19 protein-coding genes are annotated in these 18,035 nt (G+C 64.3%); 8 read left to right on the forward strand and 11 right to left on the reverse strand.

The window, feature by feature from the left end; translation table 11 throughout:
* Positions 1-5 precede the first annotated feature (5 nt).
* A complete protein-coding gene (queG, locus tag PSO31014_RS06105) occupies positions 6-1,277 on the forward strand; it encodes a tRNA epoxyqueuosine(34) reductase QueG (protein ID WP_246176283.1) in 1,272 nt (423 codons plus the stop codon).
* Entirely contained in the window at positions 1,274-2,263 is a 990-nt protein-coding gene (xerD, locus tag PSO31014_RS06110) for a site-specific tyrosine recombinase XerD (RefSeq protein WP_150550774.1), read from the forward strand. The genes queG and xerD overlap by 4 nt, the downstream gene beginning before the upstream one ends.
* Before the next feature lie 91 nt (positions 2,264-2,354).
* Here xerD and PSO31014_RS06115 read toward each other — a convergent pair whose 3' ends face one another.
* On the reverse strand, positions 2,355-3,920 hold the full coding sequence (locus PSO31014_RS06115; RefSeq protein WP_150550775.1) for a class I adenylate-forming enzyme family protein: 1,566 nt from the start codon (positions 3,918-3,920) through the stop codon (positions 2,355-2,357).
* Between the two features lie 114 nt (positions 3,921-4,034).
* On the opposite strand from PSO31014_RS06115, the gene ybaK reads away from it, so the two are divergent.
* A complete protein-coding gene (ybaK, locus tag PSO31014_RS06120) occupies positions 4,035-4,529 on the forward strand; it encodes a Cys-tRNA(Pro) deacylase (protein ID WP_150550776.1) in 495 nt (164 codons plus the stop codon).
* Between the two features lie 133 nt (positions 4,530-4,662).
* Positions 4,663-5,271: a glycerol-3-phosphate 1-O-acyltransferase PlsY gene (gene plsY / locus PSO31014_RS06125; RefSeq protein WP_017232735.1), complete on the forward strand. Its 609-nt coding sequence runs from the start codon at positions 4,663-4,665 to the stop codon at positions 5,269-5,271.
* A gap of 99 nt (positions 5,272-5,370) precedes the next feature.
* Here plsY and PSO31014_RS06130 read toward each other — a convergent pair whose 3' ends face one another.
* The gene (locus PSO31014_RS06130; protein WP_017232736.1) at positions 5,371-5,856 is read right to left on the reverse strand and encodes a YajQ family cyclic di-GMP-binding protein; all 486 of its coding nucleotides are present in this window, start codon (positions 5,854-5,856) and stop codon (positions 5,371-5,373) included.
* 255 nt (positions 5,857-6,111) lie between these two features.
* Here PSO31014_RS06130 and murB point away from each other — a divergent pair, with 255 nt between their 5' ends.
* The gene (gene murB, locus PSO31014_RS06135) at positions 6,112-7,128 is read left to right on the forward strand and encodes a UDP-N-acetylmuramate dehydrogenase (RefSeq protein ID WP_150550777.1); all 1,017 of its coding nucleotides are present in this window, start codon (positions 6,112-6,114) and stop codon (positions 7,126-7,128) included.
* Here murB and PSO31014_RS06140 read toward each other — a convergent pair.
* The 3 genes from PSO31014_RS06140 to argF all read right to left on the reverse strand — a co-directional run bounded on the left by PSO31014_RS06140 (position 7,118) and on the right by argF (position 10,287).
* Entirely contained in the window at positions 7,118-8,557 is a 1,440-nt protein-coding gene (locus PSO31014_RS06140; protein ID WP_150550778.1) for a patatin-like phospholipase family protein, read from the reverse strand. The two genes, murB and PSO31014_RS06140, sit on opposite strands and share 11 nt — an antisense overlap.
* A gap of 87 nt (positions 8,558-8,644) precedes the next feature.
* Entirely contained in the window at positions 8,645-8,968 is a 324-nt protein-coding gene (gene ppnP / locus PSO31014_RS06145) for a pyrimidine/purine nucleoside phosphorylase (RefSeq protein ID WP_150550779.1), read from the reverse strand.
* A gap of 392 nt (positions 8,969-9,360) precedes the next feature.
* Positions 9,361-10,287: an ornithine carbamoyltransferase gene (gene argF, locus PSO31014_RS06150; protein WP_150550780.1), complete on the reverse strand. Its 927-nt coding sequence runs from the start codon at positions 10,285-10,287 to the stop codon at positions 9,361-9,363.
* A 351-nt stretch (positions 10,288-10,638) separates the two neighbouring features.
* Here argF and PSO31014_RS06155 point away from each other — a divergent pair, with 351 nt between their 5' ends.
* A complete protein-coding gene (locus PSO31014_RS06155) occupies positions 10,639-10,953 on the forward strand; it encodes a DUF3579 domain-containing protein (RefSeq protein ID WP_017232741.1) in 315 nt (104 codons plus the stop codon).
* Between the two features lie 294 nt (positions 10,954-11,247).
* On the opposite strand, the gene rpsT is transcribed toward PSO31014_RS06155, so the two are convergent.
* Entirely contained in the window at positions 11,248-11,520 is a 273-nt protein-coding gene (gene rpsT, locus PSO31014_RS06160; RefSeq protein ID WP_017232742.1) for a 30S ribosomal protein S20, read from the reverse strand.
* 179 nt (positions 11,521-11,699) lie between these two features.
* On the opposite strand from rpsT, the gene murJ reads away from it, so the two are divergent.
* Positions 11,700-13,250: a murein biosynthesis integral membrane protein MurJ gene (gene murJ, locus PSO31014_RS06165; RefSeq protein ID WP_150550781.1), complete on the forward strand. Its 1,551-nt coding sequence runs from the start codon at positions 11,700-11,702 to the stop codon at positions 13,248-13,250.
* 46 nt (positions 13,251-13,296) lie between these two features.
* Positions 13,297-14,163 carry a SirB1 family protein gene (locus tag PSO31014_RS06170; protein ID WP_017232744.1) on the forward strand — a complete coding sequence of 289 codons (867 nt, stop codon included), beginning with the start codon at positions 13,297-13,299 and terminating at the stop codon, positions 14,161-14,163.
* Positions 14,164-14,275: 112 nt separating this feature from the next.
* Here the strand turns inward: PSO31014_RS06170 and PSO31014_RS06175 are convergent, their stop codons facing one another.
* From PSO31014_RS06175 to lpxK, 5 genes are all read right to left on the reverse strand, one after another.
* A complete protein-coding gene (locus tag PSO31014_RS06175) occupies positions 14,276-14,770 on the reverse strand; it encodes an Mpo1 family 2-hydroxy fatty acid dioxygenase (RefSeq protein ID WP_174976410.1) in 495 nt (164 codons plus the stop codon).
* A gap of 296 nt (positions 14,771-15,066) precedes the next feature.
* A complete protein-coding gene (gene adk / locus PSO31014_RS06180; RefSeq protein ID WP_150550783.1) occupies positions 15,067-15,732 on the reverse strand; it encodes an adenylate kinase in 666 nt (221 codons plus the stop codon).
* 305 nt (positions 15,733-16,037) lie between these two features.
* Positions 16,038-16,817: a 3-deoxy-manno-octulosonate cytidylyltransferase gene (gene kdsB / locus PSO31014_RS06185; RefSeq protein WP_130027944.1), complete on the reverse strand. Its 780-nt coding sequence runs from the start codon at positions 16,815-16,817 to the stop codon at positions 16,038-16,040.
* An 8-nt stretch (positions 16,818-16,825) separates the two neighbouring features.
* On the reverse strand, positions 16,826-17,032 hold the full coding sequence (locus tag PSO31014_RS06190) for a Trm112 family protein (RefSeq protein ID WP_017232748.1): 207 nt from the start codon (positions 17,030-17,032) through the stop codon (positions 16,826-16,828).
* Positions 17,013-18,029, reverse strand: a complete 1,017-nt coding sequence (gene lpxK / locus PSO31014_RS06195) for a tetraacyldisaccharide 4'-kinase (RefSeq protein ID WP_150550870.1) — start codon at positions 18,027-18,029, stop codon at positions 17,013-17,015. Before lpxK ends, PSO31014_RS06190 begins: the two co-directional genes overlap by 20 nt.
* Positions 18,030-18,035 lie beyond the last annotated feature (6 nt).

Below are 18,035 nucleotides of genomic sequence, written 5' to 3' on the forward strand. Positions count from 1 at the left end.
GTAAAATGGAGTCGATGAAAGCTTCCGTGATTTTCCCCGCTACCGCCGCACAAGTCGAGTCGGCGACACCTCCGAATGCTTCGGAAGTGTCGTCCTCGCGCGACAATGCGACGTCTCCCGCCCTCGATGCCGAGGACTTGACCGCGCTTGCCGGACAGATTCGCGCATGGGCGAGGGAACTCGGTTTCGGCCGGGTCGGCATCACGGACATCGATCTCTCGCACGCCGAAGCGGGGCTGCAACAGTGGCTCGACGACGGCTGTCACGGCGATATGGACTACATGGCGGCGCACGGCATGAAGCGCGCGCGGCCCGCGGAGCTCGTCCCCGGCACGGTACGCGTCATCAGCGCACGCATGAACTATCTCCCGAACGAGACCGACAGGGAGACCTGGCGCGCGCGTGAAGCCGCGCGCGTGGCGATGCCCGCCGAGGCGGTCGTGTCGATCTATGCGCGCGGACGCGACTATCACAAGGTCATGCGCCATCGGCTGCAACAACTGGCGGAGCGCATTACCCAGGCCATCGGGCCGTTCGGCTACCGTGCATTCACCGATTCGGCCCCGGTGCTCGAAGTCGAACTCGCGCAGAAGGCCGGGCTGGGCTGGCGCGGCAAGCACACTCTGCTGCTCTCGCGCGACGCGGGGTCGCTCTTCTTTCTCGGCGAGATCTTTGTCGACGTGCCGCTGCCGGTCGATGCCGACGCGGCAAGCACGCAGAGCGAGGTACCAGGCAAGGCAACGGGGCACCGCCTGCAACCGGGCGAGCATTGCGGGCAATGTCAGCGATGCCGCGACGTTTGTCCGACCGGCGCCATCACCGAAGCGTTTCGCGTCGATGCGCGGTTGTGCGTGTCGTATCTGACGATCGAGCACAAAGGGGCGATTCCCGAGAATTTGCGCGCGAAGATGGGCAATCGCATCTATGGCTGCGACGATTGCCAGCTCTACTGCCCGTGGAACAAGTTTGCGCAGCCGTCGCCGCTCGCCGATTTCGCTCCGCGCAACCGGCTCGATAGCGCCTCGCTCGTCGACCTGTTCGCCTGGAGCGAAACGGAATTCATGGATAAGCTGGCCGGCAGCCCCATTCGTCGCATTGGTCATGAGCGATGGCTGCGCAATCTGGCCGTCGGGCTCGGCAATGCACTGCGCAACACGGCAGATGCCGCCGCGCGCGCGCCGCTGCGCGAGGCCTTGCTCGCGCGACGCGATTACCCGTCGGCGCTGGTACGCGAGCATGTCGAATGGGCGCTGGCCCAGGAAGGAGCCACCGTTTGACCCCAGGCACCCACCCCGCGAGCGAGAACCTCACCGACGTCGACGATCTCGATGATCTGTCGCCTCCGCTGGCCTTCGACCCCGACGGCGCGACCTATGTGCGCAGTGTCACGCTCATCGACCAGTTCTGCGACACGATCTGGCTCGAAGACGGCCTCTCTCGCAATACGCTCGACGCTTACCGACGGGATTTGCGCCTCTTCGCGCAATGGCTCGCCGCCAAGCGCGAGACTTCGCTCGATGGCGTGGACGAGGCGGCGCTCGCCGCCTATCTGGCGTGGCGCCGCGAGAGTCTGGCGAGCAGCGTCAATCGTCGTCTGTCGGTCTTCAAACGGTTCTATCAATGGGCGCTGCGCGACCATGTCGTGCATCAGGACCCGTGTTTGCGCATCGCATCGGCCAAGCGTGCCCAGCGGTTGCCCTCGACATTGTCGGAGGCGCAGGTCGAAGCGTTGCTGGCCGCCCCCGATCTGACCCAACCGCTTGGGTTGCGTGATCGCGCGATGCTCGAATTGATGTACGCGAGCGGTCTGCGCGTTTCGGAACTGGTCGCGCTCAAGACGATTGAAGTGGGATTGAACGAGGGTGTGCTGCGCATCTTCGGCAAGGGCGCGAAGGAGCGACTGGTGCCGTTCGGCGAAGAGGCCAACGCGTGGCTCACGCGATATCTGGCGCAGAGTCGAGGGGTGCTGCTGGCCGGTCGCGCCTGCGACACGCTGTTTGTCACGCAACGCGGCCAGGGGATGACGCGGCAGGCGTTCTGGTATCTGATCAAGCGCTATGCGGTGCAGGCGGACATTCGTGCGCCGCTCTCACCGCATACGCTGCGTCATGCCTTCGCGACGCATCTGATCAATCACGGCGCGGATCTGCGCGTGGTGCAGTTGTTGCTCGGCCACGCCGACATCTCCACCACACAGATCTACACGCACGTCGCGCGCGAACGCCTCAAGTCGCTGCATGCACAGCATCATCCGCGCGGGTGAGTGCCGTGTGTGAAGCGCGTGCTGCGTGGGCCGCGTGTATGGCAAGCAAGGCCGGCGCGGTAGGCGAGCGACGCCGCCGCGCCATCAAACTTCAAAGCAACGCCTTGAGCTTGTGCTTGAGCACCTTGCCCGTCGACGCGGCGGGCAGGGCATCGAGCACTCGAATCTGCGCCGGACGCTTGTACGGTGCGAGCCGCGTCGCCGCCCACGCGGCCAGCGCTGCGACGTCGATGGCATGGCCCGGGCGCGCCTCCACGAACGCGATCACCTGTTCGTTCTCCTCGTCGGGACGTCCGAGGACGGCTGCTTGCAGCACATCCGGGTGGCTCGCCAGCGCCTGCTCGACTTCGAGCGGATAAACGTTGAAGCCGGAGTGGATGATGAGTTCCTTGGCGCGTCCCGCGAGGAAGAGCGCACCGTCGGCGGTGCGACGCGCAAGATCGCCGGTGCGCAGCCAGCCGTCGTCGGTCACGGCTGCCGCCGTCAGCTCTGGGGCACGGTAGTACCCGAGCATCACGTTAGGACCACGCACCCAGAGTTCGCCAACGTCGCCATCGGGCAGGTCATGCCCGTCGCGATCGACGATACGTACCGTCACGCCGGGGATCGCCGGCCCCACGGCGCAGTCGTCGCGCGGGGCGTCGAGCAGCGTCTGCGAGACGGTCGGACTACTCTCCGTCAACCCGTACCCGTTGTGAATCGGCAGGCCATAGAACGCTTCGGCACGCGCCTTGAGCGCCGCATCGAGGGGCGAGCCGCCCGAGTAGACGAAGCGCAGCCGCGGTGCGATGAGTGTCCGGTTCCGCGCCGTCACATAGGCCATCAGGCGGGCGTGCATCGCGGGCACCCCTTGCAGGATCGTCAGCCCGTCGTGGGCGAGCGAATCGAGCACGGCTTCGGGGGTAAAGCGCGCGGCCAGCCGCAGCGTGCCGCCAGCGTACAGCGTGCCCAGACACACCGACGTCAGGCCATAGACATGCGAGATCGGCAGCACGCCGTAGGCAATATCGTCGGCACCGACGCGTCGCAGCGTGCTCGACACCGCGGCGATGAACATCAGGTTGCGATGCGAGAGACGAACGCCCTTGGGCGTGCCGGTCGTGCCCGTCGTGTAGATGAGCGCCGCGCATTGGCGCGCCGGATCGGTCTGCACCGGCTCGGTGACGCTGTCGGGATCGGTGTCGGACACCGCGATGGCGCCGAGCGCGAGGTCGGTCCAGGCGACCTTGGCGGCGTCGCCCCGGGCGTGCGCGGCGGCATCGGGCGAGGCATCGACGGTGTAGATCGCGCAGCGCGGTTGCGCATGATCGCGAATGGCGTTCAATTCCGCGGCGCTGACCCGCGCGTTGCACAGCAGCGGCCAAGCGTCGAGGGCTGCCACGGCGAGCAGCAGCACCACATACGCGATGCCGTTCTCACCGACGATCATCACGCGATCGCCACCCCGCACGCCGTGCGCGCGCAGGCGCTCGGTGCAGGCGCTGACGGTGTTCGCCAGTGCCCCGTAGGTGAGACGGCTGAAGTCGTCGATCAGGGCGATGCGCGTGGGCGCTTGCGCGGCGATCCGCGCGGGCAGCGTGTCGATGCGTGCGGGCAGATTCGCGAGCAAGCTGGCGGCGAAGGTGTCCGGATGAGAGGGGGCGGGAGAGGCTGACATGCCGGCATTGTAATGCGCTCGCCGCCATCGAGCATCGCACGAGCCGTCGAGGATGACGGCGGTGCGCGCATTCCGGGACCGCAGTCCTTGGCCGTTTCATTACAATAGTCGCCCATGAGCAAGACCAAACACGTCTCGGAAACGCCGGCCACGCAGTTTCTGAAGCAAAAGAAAGTGGCCTTCACCGAACACGTCTACGAGTACGTCGAACATGGCGGGACCGGCGAGTCGGCACGCCAGTTGGACGTGCACGAGCACGCGGTCGTCAAGACGCTCGTCATGGAAGACGAGAAGGCCCGGCCGCTGATCGTCCTCATGCACGGCGACCGGACCGTCTCGACCAAGAACCTCGCGCGCCAGATCGGCGCCAAGCGCGTGGAGCCCTGCAAGCCGGAGGTCGCCCAGCGTCATTCGGGTTATCTGGTGGGCGGCACGTCGCCGTTCGGTACCAAGCGCGCGATGACCGTGTATGTGGAGGCGTCGATTCTCGATCTGCCGCGCATATTCATCAACGGCGGGCGACGCGGGTACCTCATTGGCATCGCCCCGCAGGTGCTGCTCAACACATTGGCGGCCAAGCCGGTGTCGTGTGCGCTGAGCGACGCGTAGTCGCCACGGCACGGCGGCCTGCGTCGGTCCGATCGATCCGATCCCGGCGCAACCCCGTGGTTGCCAGAATGGAGGGGCGGAGCGCGTCAAGTAGAATGGCGGCCATTACACATTCTGCTCACGCTCGAAGTTCATGGCCACACTGGTTTTTATCGTTCTCGCGTACCTGATCGGCTCGTTGCCGTTCGCGGTGATCGTCAGCCGCACGATGGGTCTCGCCGACCCGCGCAGTTATGGCTCGGGCAACCCGGGCGCTACGAACGTGCTGCGCTCCGGCAACAAGAAGGCCGCTGTGCTCACGCTGATCGGCGACGCCCTCAAGGGCTGGCTTGCGGTGTATCTTGCGCAGCGCTTCGCCGATACGTGGGGCGTGGGTGACTTTGGTCTGGCGGCCGTGGCCCTTGCGGTCTTCATGGGCCATCTGTATCCGGTGTTTCTGCGCTTTGCGGGCGGCAAAGGCGTGGCGACGGCGGCCGGCGTCCTGTTCGCCATCCACCCGGTGCTGGGGCTCGCCGTGCTCGCGACGTGGCTCATCATCGCGATCTTCTTCCGCTATTCGTCGCTCGCCGCGCTGGTGGCCGCTGTGTTCGCGCCGCTTTACTACGTGTTCATGTCTGGCTTCGGACCGTACGCCCCGGCGGTAATCGTCATGGCGATCCTGCTGGTCTACCGGCACCGCGCCAACATCGGCAAGCTGATGGCGGGCAAGGAAAGCCGCATCGGGCAGAAGAAAGCGAAGTAAGGCCGGCGTCACGTCGGCGCGGCCGAACCCGGGACGGTCTCGACCATGACAAAACCCGCAGCGAGTCTGCGGGTTTTGCTTGTCTGCCGCGCGAGTCTGTCAGTCGCGGAAGTTGTTGAAGTCGAGCGGGGTGTCCGTCACGTCCTTGCGCAGCAGGGCCATGGCGCTCTGCAGGTCGTCGCGCTTGGCGCCCGCGATGCGCACGCTGTCGCCCTGGATGCTCGCCTGCACCTTCATCTTGCTGTCCTTGATCACGCGCACGATCTTCTTTGCCAGGTCGCCTTCGACACCTTTCTTCACCTTGACGACCTGCTTGACCTTGTCGCCGCTGATCTTCTCGACCTTGCCGTAGTCGAGGAAGCGCACGTCCACGTTGCGCTTGGCCATCTTGCTGATGAGCACCTGCGTGACTTGCTCGAGCTTGAAGTTGTCGTCGGCGAACAGTGTGAGTTCCTGTTCCTTGTGCTCGATTCGCGAGTCCGATCCCTTGAAGTCGAATCGCGTCGAGATTTCCTTGTTGGCCTGCTCGATGGCGTTCTTGACTTCAATCATGTTGGCTTCGCTAACCACGTCGAACGATGGCATCTGGCTCTCCTGAAAGGTAAAGGGTTCGTGAAATGGCACGCCGGGCGTGCCGCACGGGGGACGGTGGCGCCGGCGCACCCGTTGTCCGGGACGACCGGGTCATGCGCGCAGCGCGAACCTCGGCCGCGTGGCCGCTATAATGGTGCGCAAAATTCTTTCGCCCGACATTGTAATTCAGCCGTCGCGCCCGCGTCCCTTCCGGATGCTGTCCGGGACGGCAGCCCCACGGATCACCCACGGATTTTTCCCGACTTCATGCCTCAGTTGCAACGCGACGTCAGCCTGCGCGACTTCAATACCTTCGGCCTGCCCGCCACTGCCCGCTTTGTTGTGACGATCGACAGCGAAGCAGCGCTCCTCGACGCGCTCGCCATGCCCGAACTGGCCGGTTTGCCGCGCCTCGTGCTTGGCGGCGGCAGCAATGTGGTGCTCACGCACGACTTCGACGGCGTGGTGTTCCGCATGGCAATTCGCGGCCGTGAGCGCCTTGCGGACGACGCGCACGCGCGCTATGTGCGCGGTGGCGCCGGCGAGGTCTGGCACGACTTCGTCGACTGGACGCTCTCGCAGGATTGTCCTGGCCTGGAAAACCTCGCCCTGATCCCGGGCACCCTCGGGGCTGCCCCGATTCAGAACATCGGCGCCTACGGGCTGGAGCTGGCCGAGCGCTTTGCCGAGGTGCGCGCGCTCGATACGGCCACGGGCGCATTCGTCACCCTCACCCGCGAGGCGTGCGCGTTCGGCTATCGCGATTCGCTGTTCAAGCGCGAGCCCGGGCGTTACCTCATCGTGTCGGTCACATTGCGGCTGCCGCAGCCGTGGCAGCCCGTGACCGGCTATGCGGACGTGTCGCACACGCTCGCCCAGGCAGGCATCGAGCAGCCGAATGCGCGGCAGATCTTCGAGGCCGTTGTGGACATTCGCCGCCGCAAACTGCCCGATCCGGCCGAACTCGGCAACGCCGGGAGCTTCTTCAAGAACCCCGTGGTCGACGCCGCAACGTTTGGCGCACTGCGCGAGCGGTGTCCGCAGGCGGTCGGCTATGCGCAGCCGGACGGCGCCTGGAAAGTCGCCGCGGGCTGGCTGATCGACCAATGCGGCTGGCGCGGCAAGTCGCTCGGCCACGCGGGCGTGCATGAGCGTCAAGCGCTCGTGCTCGTCAATCGAGGCGGCGCCAGCGGCGCGGACATCGTGGCGCTCGCGCGCGCCATACAAGCCAGCGTGCAGGAGCGCTTCGGTATCGCGCTCGAGCCCGAACCGCTCATGCTTTGATCGACGTGGCGTCGGGCAGACGCTGCAGGTAATCGCGCCGCAGGTCGACGGTGGAGCGCACACCGACGTCGTCGAAGTGTGCATCGAGCCAGCGGCTCGCCGCCTCGCGGCCACGGTCGCGCAGCGCGGTGAGGAAGTGCCAGTCGGTCACGAATTTCGTCGATGACGACAAGTCGTACAGTGCCTTGTCCGCGCGAATCGAGTGAATCAACGGGTACTTCAGACGCTTGCGAAACTCAGGCTTGAGCCATCCCTCGTCAAGCAGTTTGTGCACAAAGGAAATAGCGCGGAATTCGCGCTGCAGCGACGCATTGAACGTGATCTCATTCACGCGATTCATGATCTGCCCCGGCAGCACGGGTTTCTCTTTGCGCTCGATCGGGTTGATGTGCACGATCAGGATGTCGCTCGTGAGCGTCTCGTAATAAAACGGATAGAGCGGTGGGTTGCCGAGATAGCCGCCATCCCAGTAAAAATCCTCGTCGATTTTCACCGGCTTGAAGAGCCACGGTAGACACGCCGACGCCATCGCGACGTCGAGCGTGATTTCGTGTGTGCGAAAGATGTGGATGTTGCCGGTGCGGACGTTGGTCGCGGACACGAACAGGCGCGTCGCGGTGCTCTCGCGCAACCGTTCGAAATCGACCTGCGCTTCGAGTACGGTACGCAGCGGGTTGATTTCGGCCGGGGGCTGCGCGAACGGCGTCATCCATTGCTGCATGCTCTGCATCCAGTCGTGCCAGACCGGGTATTCGGTCGGACGGCCGTTGAGCCAACTGAAGACGGTCTGCGCCCAGGCGGTCGCCGAGGAGCCTGCCTGCGACACACCGAGCCAGAAGCTGTGCAGCGCTTCGCGCGCCTTCTCGCGCGGGTCGACGCCCGGACGATCGAGCAGGCCGTGCGCCAGTACGACGGCGTTCATCGTGCCTGCGGACGCGCCGCTGATACCCTCGAACTCGAGACGTCCGTCTTCCAGCAATTTGTCGAGCACCCCCCAGGTGTAGGCGCCATGCGCACCGCCCCCTTGCAGCCCAAGGTCGATGCCTTTTCGCTTAGCAGAGCGGCCGCGTGAGGATTTCGTGGATTTGGCCGGAGCGCGATTACGGGGAGCTTCCGGTGTCTCCGTACCGACCTTGGCCGAGAGGGTGTCGCTCGGTGCGTCCGTGGCGGAGGTGCGCTTGCGAGCGCGAGGTGTGGCGGATTTCTGGGGCGCGTTGCCGTTACGTGCCGGCCGGGTGAGGCCATCTGGCGGGAGCAACGGGACGTCGGTCGGCTCGAGATCGGTGCTCGTGCCGTTTACCGATTCGGAAGCGGATTCGGCCGACAGAGAGTGAGAGGCGGTCGAATCCGTGGCCTGCGTATCGGCAGGGGTGTCAAAAGCTCGGTCGCCGGTAGCATCGTCGGCGGATTCGGGGGGCAGACGCGACATAGTGAGTAGCGGCGCCGGGCCGCGCTGAACCGGCCGAGAGGGCGACTGCGAGGGGACCCCCACGCAGTCGCGATGCTGGCCGGTCGGTTAGCCGTAATGGCAGACGTAATCGAGCGTCTCCACGACCTCGATATCGAACTTGCTGTTGCCCGGCACGGAGAACTGCTGGCCGGCGGCGTATTCCTGCCACTCGGCCTGGCCGGCCAGACGGATGCGGCAGCGGCCGCCCGTGACTTCCATGATTTCGGGCGCATCGGTGCCGAACTGGAGCGTGGCCGGGAAAATCACGCCCAGCGTCTTGCGCGTGCCGTCTGGAAACAGCACGGTGTGCGAAACGCACTTGCCGTCGAAATAGGTGTTGGCGCGCTTGATTACGGAAACGTTGTCGAACTGCGTTGCGTTTTGCGTCATGACCGAATGCGGAGTCGAATGCGATGGAAAGTCGCGATGATGGGTCGATAGGCCTGCCCCAACAGGGCAAGCGTGAATTCATGCTAGCACGTTTCGAACGTCCACCCGTCTGGGTTTTGTGCAATGCACAACGAATTTGCCCCGTTGTGGTGCAAATTGCGAAATGTTCTGACGGACGATACGGGCTACAACGTGCGGTGATGAAACGTGCGTCAACGAGGGACGCCTGCGCGTGAGGGATGATAGCGGAACGCTGGCTACGGTGGGGATGCCGGTGTTGGAGGGGGCGGGCGGAGGTGACGCGTGGGAGGTGCGGGGGAGGCGCGGGCGCGATGGTCCAGAATAACGCCCGGACGGCGTTGCGCTGGTCCGGGCGTGGTCTGATCGACGCGTTAGACGCGACCGAGCATCAGGTATTCCATGAGCGCCTTCTGCACGTGCAGACGGTTCTCCGCTTCGTCCCAGACGACGCTTTGGGCGCCATCGATCACGTCGGCCGACACTTCCTCGCCACGGTGCGCGGGCAGGCAATGCATGAACAGCGCGTTCGGTTTGGCGCGCTGCATGAGATCGGCATTCACGCACCACTGAGCGAAGGCCGCCTTTCGCGCCTCGTTCTCCGCTTCATAACCCATGCTCGTCCAGACGTCGGTCGACACGAGATCCGCGCCTTCGCAGGCCGCGCGCGGGTCGTCAAACTCGCGCACGAACGGGCGGCTCGACTCGGCCACCATCGCCTGATCGAGGCGGTAGCCGGGCGGCGTCGAGATGTTGAACTGGAAGCCGAAGATCTCGGCGGCCTGGATCCACGTGTAGGACATGTTGTTCGCGTCACCGATCCACGTCACCGTCTTGCCCTTGATCGGGCCGCGATGCTCGTAGAACGTGAAGATGTCCGCCATCACCTGGCACGGGTGATATTCGTTGGTCAGGCCGTTGATCACCGGTACGCGCGAGTGCTGCGCGAAGCGCTCGATGATCTCCTGACCGAACGTGCGGATCATGATGATGTCGGTCATTCGCGAGATCACCTGGGCCGCGTCTTCGATTGGCTCGCCCCGGCCGAGCTGCGTGTCGCGCGTGTTCAGGAACACGGCGTGGCCGCCCAACTGGTGAATCCCGGCTTCGAACGAGAGCCGCGTGCGCGTCGAGCTTTTCTCGAAAATCATCGCCAGCGTGCGGTCGTGCAGCGGATGGTAGGTCTCGTAGTTCTTGAATTTCTTCTTGAGGATGCGGGTGCGCTCGAGCACGTAGTCGTACTCGTCGAGCGTCAAATCCGAAAACTGAAGGTAGTGCTTGATGGGTTTGGCGGTGGTCATTTGGATGTTCTGCTGGAGGCCGATAGCGCGGGAATTCAAAGGGAACTCTCTCGCTTGCGGCACGACGAACAAGCCTTGAGGCCTGTCCCCCGGTCAGGCGCGTGAAGGTGTTCTACCGGTTGCTGGCATCAGGGGAACAGCCGCTAGTCTACCAAATCGTTTTACCGTCACACGAAAAGCGTATGATCGAGCGCGATGCTGCACGGCCAAAAACGGCTGGCAAGACCGAAAAAAACATCGGCAGCGAGGGTGGGGGACAGGTTTGAGTCTTATATAAGATATAATACTGTCTCTGTCAGCGACGCTACCCGCGTATGGCTGGCCAGGTGTTTTTTGAGGTGATTGAGCGATATGACCGACCAGGTTTCCGCGCGCGAGTATTTCATCCAGGGGCTCACCCGGGGTGGCAAGAAGTTCCGTCCGAGTGACTGGGCGGAGCGTCTGTGCGGCGCCGTGTCGTTCTGTGGCCGGCGCGATACCGGCCCGAACGCATACATGCAGTACTCCCCCTATGTGCGTCCGATCATGGTGGGCGACGTCAAATGCGTCGTTGTTGACGAGCGGTTGCGCGACATCGAGCCGATGGCTTTCGATTTCGTGATGAATTTTGCGCGTGACAACGACCTGCAACTGACCGAAGCCTGCTTCGTTCCCGACGTCAAGTAATCCCCCGCGGCCGTCTTTCGGCCAGACGTGAGTGCCGGGCCTTTGGCCCTGACTCACCGTCGTTCCGCTCTGTCGTCGGCCGTCTCGCGGCGACTGCCCTCGTGGTTCGCGCCGTTCCCGTACTCGTCCCGGATTTTCTCGCAGCGACACGGTGGCTTGCGCGCGCAACGCGTTAGCGCGATCGATGTTTGGCTTCAGTGAAAAGAAAAAAAGCCCGCACGAAGCGGGCTTTTTTTGTGTTCCGACCGGAGTCGAAACCGGCAAGCAACTGAGTCTGCTTGACCGCTTGCGCGGTTAGGCAGCAGCCGACATCGCCTTGATGGCGGCCGACAGGCGGCTCTTTTGACGAGCGGCGGTGTTCTTGTGAACGATCTTCTTGTCAGCGATGATGTCGATCGTCTTGGCCGACTTGCGCAGCACTTCCTTGGCAGCGGTGGGGTCGCCAGCGGCGATGGCCTTGCGGACCGCCTTGACGGCCGTGCGCAGACGCGAACGCAGTGCCGAGTTGTGGGCGTTGATCTTAACGGTTTGACGCGCGCGCTTGCGTGCTTGTGCGGTATTTGCCATGTTCGGTGAATTCCTTGAATTGCTCCGCCTGATGCGGCTTCTATGCAGTTTGGCTCGGCTCCCTGGGAGACACGGTGGCCAGGAAGCAATCCATTGACTTCGAAACCGTCGATTATAGCCGAACGCCAATGGAAATTGCAACTTCTTTGCTGCAATGCTGTGCGTATAATACGCGCAACATGAATTTGCTCAAAGCTCTCGCTACGGTCAGCGGTTTCACGATGCTCTCGCGCATCACCGGTCTGGTCCGTGAAATCCTTATTGCACGCATGTTTGGCGCCGGTCCCATGACCGACGCCTACAACGTCGCATTCCGCATCCCCAATCTGCTGCGCCGCCTGTCCGCCGAAGGTGCGTTTTCGCAGGCCTTCGTGCCGATCCTGGCCGAATTCAAGTCGCAGCGCAGTCACGAGGAGACGAGAACCCTCGTCGATTCCGTGACCACCGTACTGTTCTGGGGGTTGCTGGCGATCACGATTGCCGGGGTGCTCGGCGCGACCGGGGTCGTCTATGCCGTCGCAACTGGGCTCTCGCGTGAGAACGGCACGTTCGACTCGGCCGTGTTCATGACGCGTGTGATGTTCCCGTACATCACCCTCATCTCGATCACGACCCTTGCCGCCGGGGTGCTCAATACGTGGCGGAAATTCTCGATGCCGGCGTTCGCGCCCGTGCTGCTCAATCTGTGTTCGATCATCGCCTCGCTGTGGGTCGCGCCGCATCTGGCGAAGCCGGTCTACGCGCTGGCCTTCGCGGTGATCGTTGGCGGCGTGCTGCAATTGGTCATCCAGCTCCCGGCGCTCGCGCGCATCGACATGTTGCCGCGCATCACGATCAATATCGCGGCGGCGCTGCGTAACACCGGCGTGAAGCGGGTATTGGCGAAGATGGTGCCGGCTACGCTGGCCGTGTCGGTGGCGCAGGTGAGCCTAATCATCAACACGAACATCGCGTCGCGCCTCGCGCAGGGCAGCGTGTCATGGCTGGCGTATGCCGACCGCCTGATGGAGTTTCCGACGGCATTGCTCGGCGTGGCGCTGGGCACGATCCTGCTGCCGAGCCTCTCGCGCGCCCATGCCGATGGCGACGGTGCCGAGTATTCCGCCTTGCTGGACTGGGGGCTGCGCCTGACCTTCCTGCTGGCGATGCCGAGTGCCGTCGCGCTGTTCGTCTACGCCGAGCCGCTGACCGCAACGCTCTATCAATATGGCCGTTTCGACGCGACCGACGTCGCGATGACGGCACACGCGCTGACCGCCTACGGCGTCGGGCTGGTCGGCCTGATTCTCATCAAGATTCTGGCGCCCGGCTTCTATGCCAAGCAAGACATCAAAACGCCGGTGAAGATCGCCGTCGTGGTGCTCATTGCCACGCAGCTCTCCAACCTGCTCTTCGTTCGGTGGTTCGCCCATGCGGGGCTTTCGCTGTCGATCGGCGTGGGCGCGTGCATGAATGCGGTGTTGCTGTTCGCGGGGCTTTACAAGCGTGGCATCTACCGGCCGGCGCCCGGATGGCGTCTGTTCTTCGTGCAATTGCTGGCTGCCTGCCTGATTCTGGCGGGCTTGCTGCTGTGGTTCACCCAAAGCTTCGACTGGGTAGCGATGGGCGCGCGCCCGCTCTCGCGCATTGCGCTGCTTGGCGCCAGTCTGGTGCTATGCGCGGTGGTGTATTTCGGGGCATTATTCCTCATGGGTTTCAACTTCTCGTTCTTCCGCCGGCGCACTCGCTAGCGATTCGCTCGCGCGCCACTGGCACGGCGGACTTCACGGATACCGCATGGCGAATCGATTTCTCGAGTATTTTGCTGCGCTGGTCGCGTCCGACGACGGTCTGCCGCTGACCGAAGCGGCCATCGCCATCGCGCAAGACGTCTATCCCGATCTCGACGTCCAGGACACGCTGACCCGGATCGACGCGCTCGCCGCGCGTCTGGCCAAGCGTCTGCCGCCCGACGCCGGGCCCCTGCAGAAGCTCCAGTTGCTCGACCATTTCTTCTTCCGCGAACTCGGGTTCTCCGTCAACCAGAACGATTACTACGATCCGGACAACAGTCATCTGCATGTGGTGCTGGACCGGCGTCGCGGCATTCCGATTTCGTTGGCCGTGCTTTGCATGGAGATTGGCCATCAGATCGGCCTGCCGCTGCGGGGTCTGTCGTTCCCGGGGCATTTCCTGCTTCGGCTTGCCGTGCCGGCCGGCGACGTGGTCATCGATCCGATCTCGGGCAACTCGCTGTCGCCGCAGCGACTGCTCGAAATGGTCGAGCCCTATCTGAAGCACTATCGCGACGAGAGCGCCGAGCCGATTCAGGAGTTGGCGCTGTGGGCGTTGCTGCACCCCTTTCTCGAACCCGCCACGCCGCGCGAAATCCTGGCGCGGATGTTGCGCAATCTACGCGCGATCTACACGCAGAACGAGCGATGGGAACGTGTACTTGCGGTGCAGGAACGCATGGTGCTCGTCTTGCCCGATCAGCCGGTCGAGCAGCGCGATCGCGGGCTGGCCTATGCTCGACTTGGGCTGGTGCGTCCGGCGCAGGACGATCTCGAGCACTATCTCGGCACGCGTCCCGATGCCGAAGACGCCAATGCGATTCGGCAGATTCTCGACGATCTGAGTCGCCGTCCGGGCAGTCACGGATAACGGCCGGCGCCGCCTGTTTGCGCTTGTCGCTTTCGCCGTCTCGAATGCAAAACGCCAGCCGTGCCGGCTGGCGTTGAGACATCGCGCGTCGTTCGTCGGGACACGCGGCCCGTCACGCCGACTGTGCCGCCAACTCCTGGACGCGCCGTTGCAGACCGGGTTTGTAGCCGAAATGAAAGAAGACCTCGGCCATCAGGAACATCGGTGCGATAAAGATCTGAAAGACGTTATCGAGCAGCGCCGGCTTACGGCCCTCAAAATGATGGCCGATCAGTTGAACGATCCAGCCGCCGACGAACAGCACCCCAAAGACGGTCAGCGCCCACGGCCACGACAACGTGGCCAAGTGCTGCGTGATGGCCAGCAGCGCGGCGAAGAAGGCCGTCATGGCGAGCGCCAGCGGAACATCGAGCAGGAAGTAGTACATCAGCAGCACCAACACAATCACATGCGCGACGTTCAGGCCGCTTGGGCCGAGCGGCAGGGTTGAGAACGCCTGCATCACGGCCAGAATGATCATGGGAACGCCGAAAAAATGGCTCAGACGATTCTTGGGACTGCGGTGATAGCGCTGGTAGAACGACATCTGTTGCGCCAGTGATTTCATGCCAGCCTCCTGCCATGGGGACGGGGAGAGTGCGAGATCGGCGCCGACAGCCTCGGCGACTGAGCCGACCGCAAGGTGCGTTCGGCCTTCCATTGTAGTCATCGGCGTAACAACAATATGCTGCGCTGCGGCAATTCGACTCGCCCCGTTGATACGGCGGGAGCGACACTGCTTGATATTGGCAAAAAAGGCGGCTCAGAGTGACCTGGCCGCCTTTCGCTACGTCGTCATTCGCGTCGACCTGACCCCGGGCGCCGCGAATGACGCACGGGGTCAATGGGACGACGCTCGCGTGCTTACTTCAGTGCGTCGAACACGCGCGCGCGGATTTCGTCCACGCTACCTTGCCCCGAGATCTTGCGATACTGCGGTGCCTCGACGGTCGCGCCCGGGCTGCCATGCTTCGCCCAATCCGAGTAGTACGCCACGAGCGGCTTGGTTTGCGATTCGTACACGCTCAGGCGCTTTTTGACGGTGTCTTCCTTGTCGTCGCCGCGCTGCACGAGCGGTTCGCCGGTCACGTCGTCCTTGCCTTCGACCTTGGGCGGGTTGAACGTGACGTGGTAGGTACGCCCCGACGCCGGATGCGTGCGACGACCGCTCATGCGCGTGATGATTTCGTCGAAAGGCACGTCGATCTCGAGCACGAAGTCGATGGCGACACCGGCGTCCTTCATGGCTTCCGCCTGCGCAATCGTGCGCGGGAAGCCATCGAACAGGTAGCCGCTTTTGCAGTCGTCGGCGGTCAGGCGCTCACGCACCATGCCAATGATGACGGCGTCCGGCACGAGGTCACCCGCGTCCATGTAACGCTTGGCTTCGAGGCCAAGCTGAGTGCCTTCCTTGATCGCGGCGCGCAGCATATCGCCGGTCGAGATTTGCGGGATGCCGAATTTCTCTTTGATGAAAGTGGCTTGGGTGCCTTTGCCGGCCCCGGGTGCCCCCAACAAAATCAGACGCATCAATGACTCCTGAAAGTTTGTGATTTGTGAATGCTGTGCGTGCGGCGGGCAGGCGCGTCTCCGGGACTCGGCGGCGGTTGCGGGTCGGATGACCGGCCAACCGCGCTGCGCGCAGGCGACGCGTCGGACGGGCGCGTCGCGCGCGACCAGGGAGGCTGCTCGCGAGAATCAGAGCGATTATGCCACGATGAGCCCGTCTGGCGGGGTTTTGCCGACCGATGGCCGTCGTACCGGTGCGATTTCCGGGACAAGCGCGCCGGCGATCGGCACGCGTGTCAACGTTGGAACTGATGCTGGATCGAGCGTTAGTTCCGCAGCAGCGCGCGAACGCGTTCGAGATCGTCCGCCGTGTCGACGCCCGGCAGCGGGGCGTCGGCGGTCACGAGCACGGCAATGCGCTCCCCGTGCCAGAGGGCGCGGAGTTGCTCGAGCGATTCGGCGGTCTCGATCGGGGCCTGCGGCAGGCTCGGATAAGTGCGCAGGAATTTGGCGCGATAGGCGTACAGCCCGATGTGACGAAAGACGGGCGTGGTCGCCGCGGGTAACGTTGCGGTATGGGCAAGCCCGGCGGACCATGCATCGCGCGACCACGGAATCGGCGCGCGCGAGAAGTAGAGGGCGCGGCTATGGGCGTCGAGCACGACCTTGACCACATTCGGCGAGAAGATCTCGGCGTTGTCGGTGATCGGATGCGCCGCCGTCGACAGGGCGCATTCCGGATGCTCGGCCAGATGCGCCGCTACCGCGTGCACCAGACGCGGATCGATGAGTGGCTCGTCGCCCTGCACATTGACGACGATCGTGTCGTCGGGCCACCCCTGCTGGACGGCCACCTCGGCGAGACGATCGGTGCCCGTCGGGTGATCCGCACGCGTCAACGCGACATCGAAGCCGTGCGCGGCGACGGCATCGGCCACACGCTGCGAGTCGGTCGCGACGACCACCTGACACGCCCCCGATTCGCGCGCCCGCTCGGCCACGCGCACGACCATCGGCTTGCCGCCGATATCGGCGAGCGGCTTGTTCGGCAGACGCGTCGACGCGAGACGCGCCGGCACGACGGCGACAAAGTCGACGGTGTTCATCGAATCGCTCACGATGCCGGCTTGTCGCCGCTCAGCGGCACGGGCGTGCCTTCGACGGACTGGCGCGCCTCATCGGCCAGCATGACGGGAATGCCGTCCCGAATCGGGTAAGCGAGCTTGTCGGCGTGGCAAATCAGCTCCTGGGCTTTCTTGTCGTACTCCAGGGGGCCCTTGCACAACGGGCAGACGAGAATCTCAAACAGTCGGTTGTCCACGCAATTTCTCCACTACCAGGGATACGAGGCGCGCGTCGAGCGCTGCCTCCGCAGGCACGGCCCACACGCGTGGGTCGGACCAGGTGACGCATTTTACTGCATCCTTTTCGGTGATCAGGATGGCATCGGCCGCAACGCCGTCGAACGGATTCGTCGCAAAGTCGTAATGATCGGGCAACGCCAGCGTCTCGATCTGCAGTCCTGCGGCACGCAGCGCCGCGAAGAAGCGTTCCGGCGCGCCGATACCAGCGGCCGCCAACACGCGTTTGCCCGAGAAGTGCGCCAGCGCCCGGGTCAGGGTCGGCTGGCTCACGCACCAGGCATCGCCCAGCGTGAGCGTCAGCCGCCAGGTGTCGGGCCACTCGGGGAGGGATCTGCCGTAGGGGGCGTTGATCAGATTGGCGTCGCGTCGACGCGAGAGCGGTTCGCGCAACGGCCCGGCGGGCAGCAGGAAGCCGTTGCCGCCGAATCGGTGGTCGAACACGGCGATTTCGACGTCACGCGCGAGCGCGTAATGTTGCAGGCCGTCATCGCAAACGATGACGTCGCATGCCGGATGTGCGGCCAGAAGCGCGCGGCCACCTTCGACACGTGACGGCCACACCCACACCGGCACACCCGTGCGCTTGGCGATCAGCAGCGGCTCGTCGCCGACCGTGTCGGGGCGTGCCGTTGGACTCACTTCGGTCGGACGTCGCAGCGTTGCCCCGTATCCGCGCGACAGAACGCCGGGCGTATAACCGAGCGCGCGTAACGCGCCGACCAGCGCGATGACGGTCGGCGTTTTGCCGGTGCCCCCCACCGTGAGATTGCCGACGACGACGACCGGAACCGGCAGCCGCGTCGACGTTTTCCATCCCCGGCGGAAGCACAGGCGCCGCCAGGCCGACATGGCGGCAAAAAGCCACGATATCGGCCACAGCAGCCAGGCGATGAGTCCTCGTCGTTGCCACTGCGCGCTGACCCAATGCACCAACGAGCCCGACAGACGCGGCACCAGCGC

The sequence above is a fragment of the Pandoraea soli genome, from assembly GCF_902459595.1.
Lineage (GTDB): Bacteria > Pseudomonadota > Gammaproteobacteria > Burkholderiales > Burkholderiaceae > Pandoraea > Pandoraea cepalis.

Coding starts and splice junctions, on each gene's coding strand:
- queG (WP_246176283.1), top strand. CDS start 6: ATGGAGTCGATGAAAGCTTCCGTGATTTTCCCCGCTACCGCCGCACAA.
- PSO31014_RS06115 (WP_150550775.1), bottom strand. CDS start 3,920: ATGTCAGCCTCTCCCGCCCCCTCTCATCCGGACACCTTCGCCGCCAGC.
- ybaK (WP_150550776.1), top strand. CDS start 4,035: ATGAGCAAGACCAAACACGTCTCGGAAACGCCGGCCACGCAGTTTCTG.
- plsY (WP_017232735.1), top strand. CDS start 4,663: ATGGCCACACTGGTTTTTATCGTTCTCGCGTACCTGATCGGCTCGTTG.
- PSO31014_RS06130 (WP_017232736.1), bottom strand. CDS start 5,856: ATGCCATCGTTCGACGTGGTTAGCGAAGCCAACATGATTGAAGTCAAG.
- murB (WP_150550777.1), top strand. CDS start 6,112: ATGCCTCAGTTGCAACGCGACGTCAGCCTGCGCGACTTCAATACCTTC.
- PSO31014_RS06140 (WP_150550778.1), bottom strand. CDS start 8,557: ATGTCGCGTCTGCCCCCCGAATCCGCCGACGATGCTACCGGCGACCGA.
- ppnP (WP_150550779.1), bottom strand. CDS start 8,968: ATGACGCAAAACGCAACGCAGTTCGACAACGTTTCCGTAATCAAGCGC.
- argF (WP_150550780.1), bottom strand. CDS start 10,287: ATGACCACCGCCAAACCCATCAAGCACTACCTTCAGTTTTCGGATTTG.
- PSO31014_RS06155 (WP_017232741.1), top strand. CDS start 10,639: ATGACCGACCAGGTTTCCGCGCGCGAGTATTTCATCCAGGGGCTCACC.
- rpsT (WP_017232742.1), bottom strand. CDS start 11,520: ATGGCAAATACCGCACAAGCACGCAAGCGCGCGCGTCAAACCGTTAAG.
- murJ (WP_150550781.1), top strand. CDS start 11,700: ATGAATTTGCTCAAAGCTCTCGCTACGGTCAGCGGTTTCACGATGCTC.
- PSO31014_RS06170 (WP_017232744.1), top strand. CDS start 13,297: ATGGCGAATCGATTTCTCGAGTATTTTGCTGCGCTGGTCGCGTCCGAC.
- PSO31014_RS06175 (WP_174976410.1), bottom strand. CDS start 14,770: ATGAAATCACTGGCGCAACAGATGTCGTTCTACCAGCGCTATCACCGC.
- adk (WP_150550783.1), bottom strand. CDS start 15,732: ATGCGTCTGATTTTGTTGGGGGCACCCGGGGCCGGCAAAGGCACCCAA.
- kdsB (WP_130027944.1), bottom strand. CDS start 16,817: ATGAACACCGTCGACTTTGTCGCCGTCGTGCCGGCGCGTCTCGCGTCG.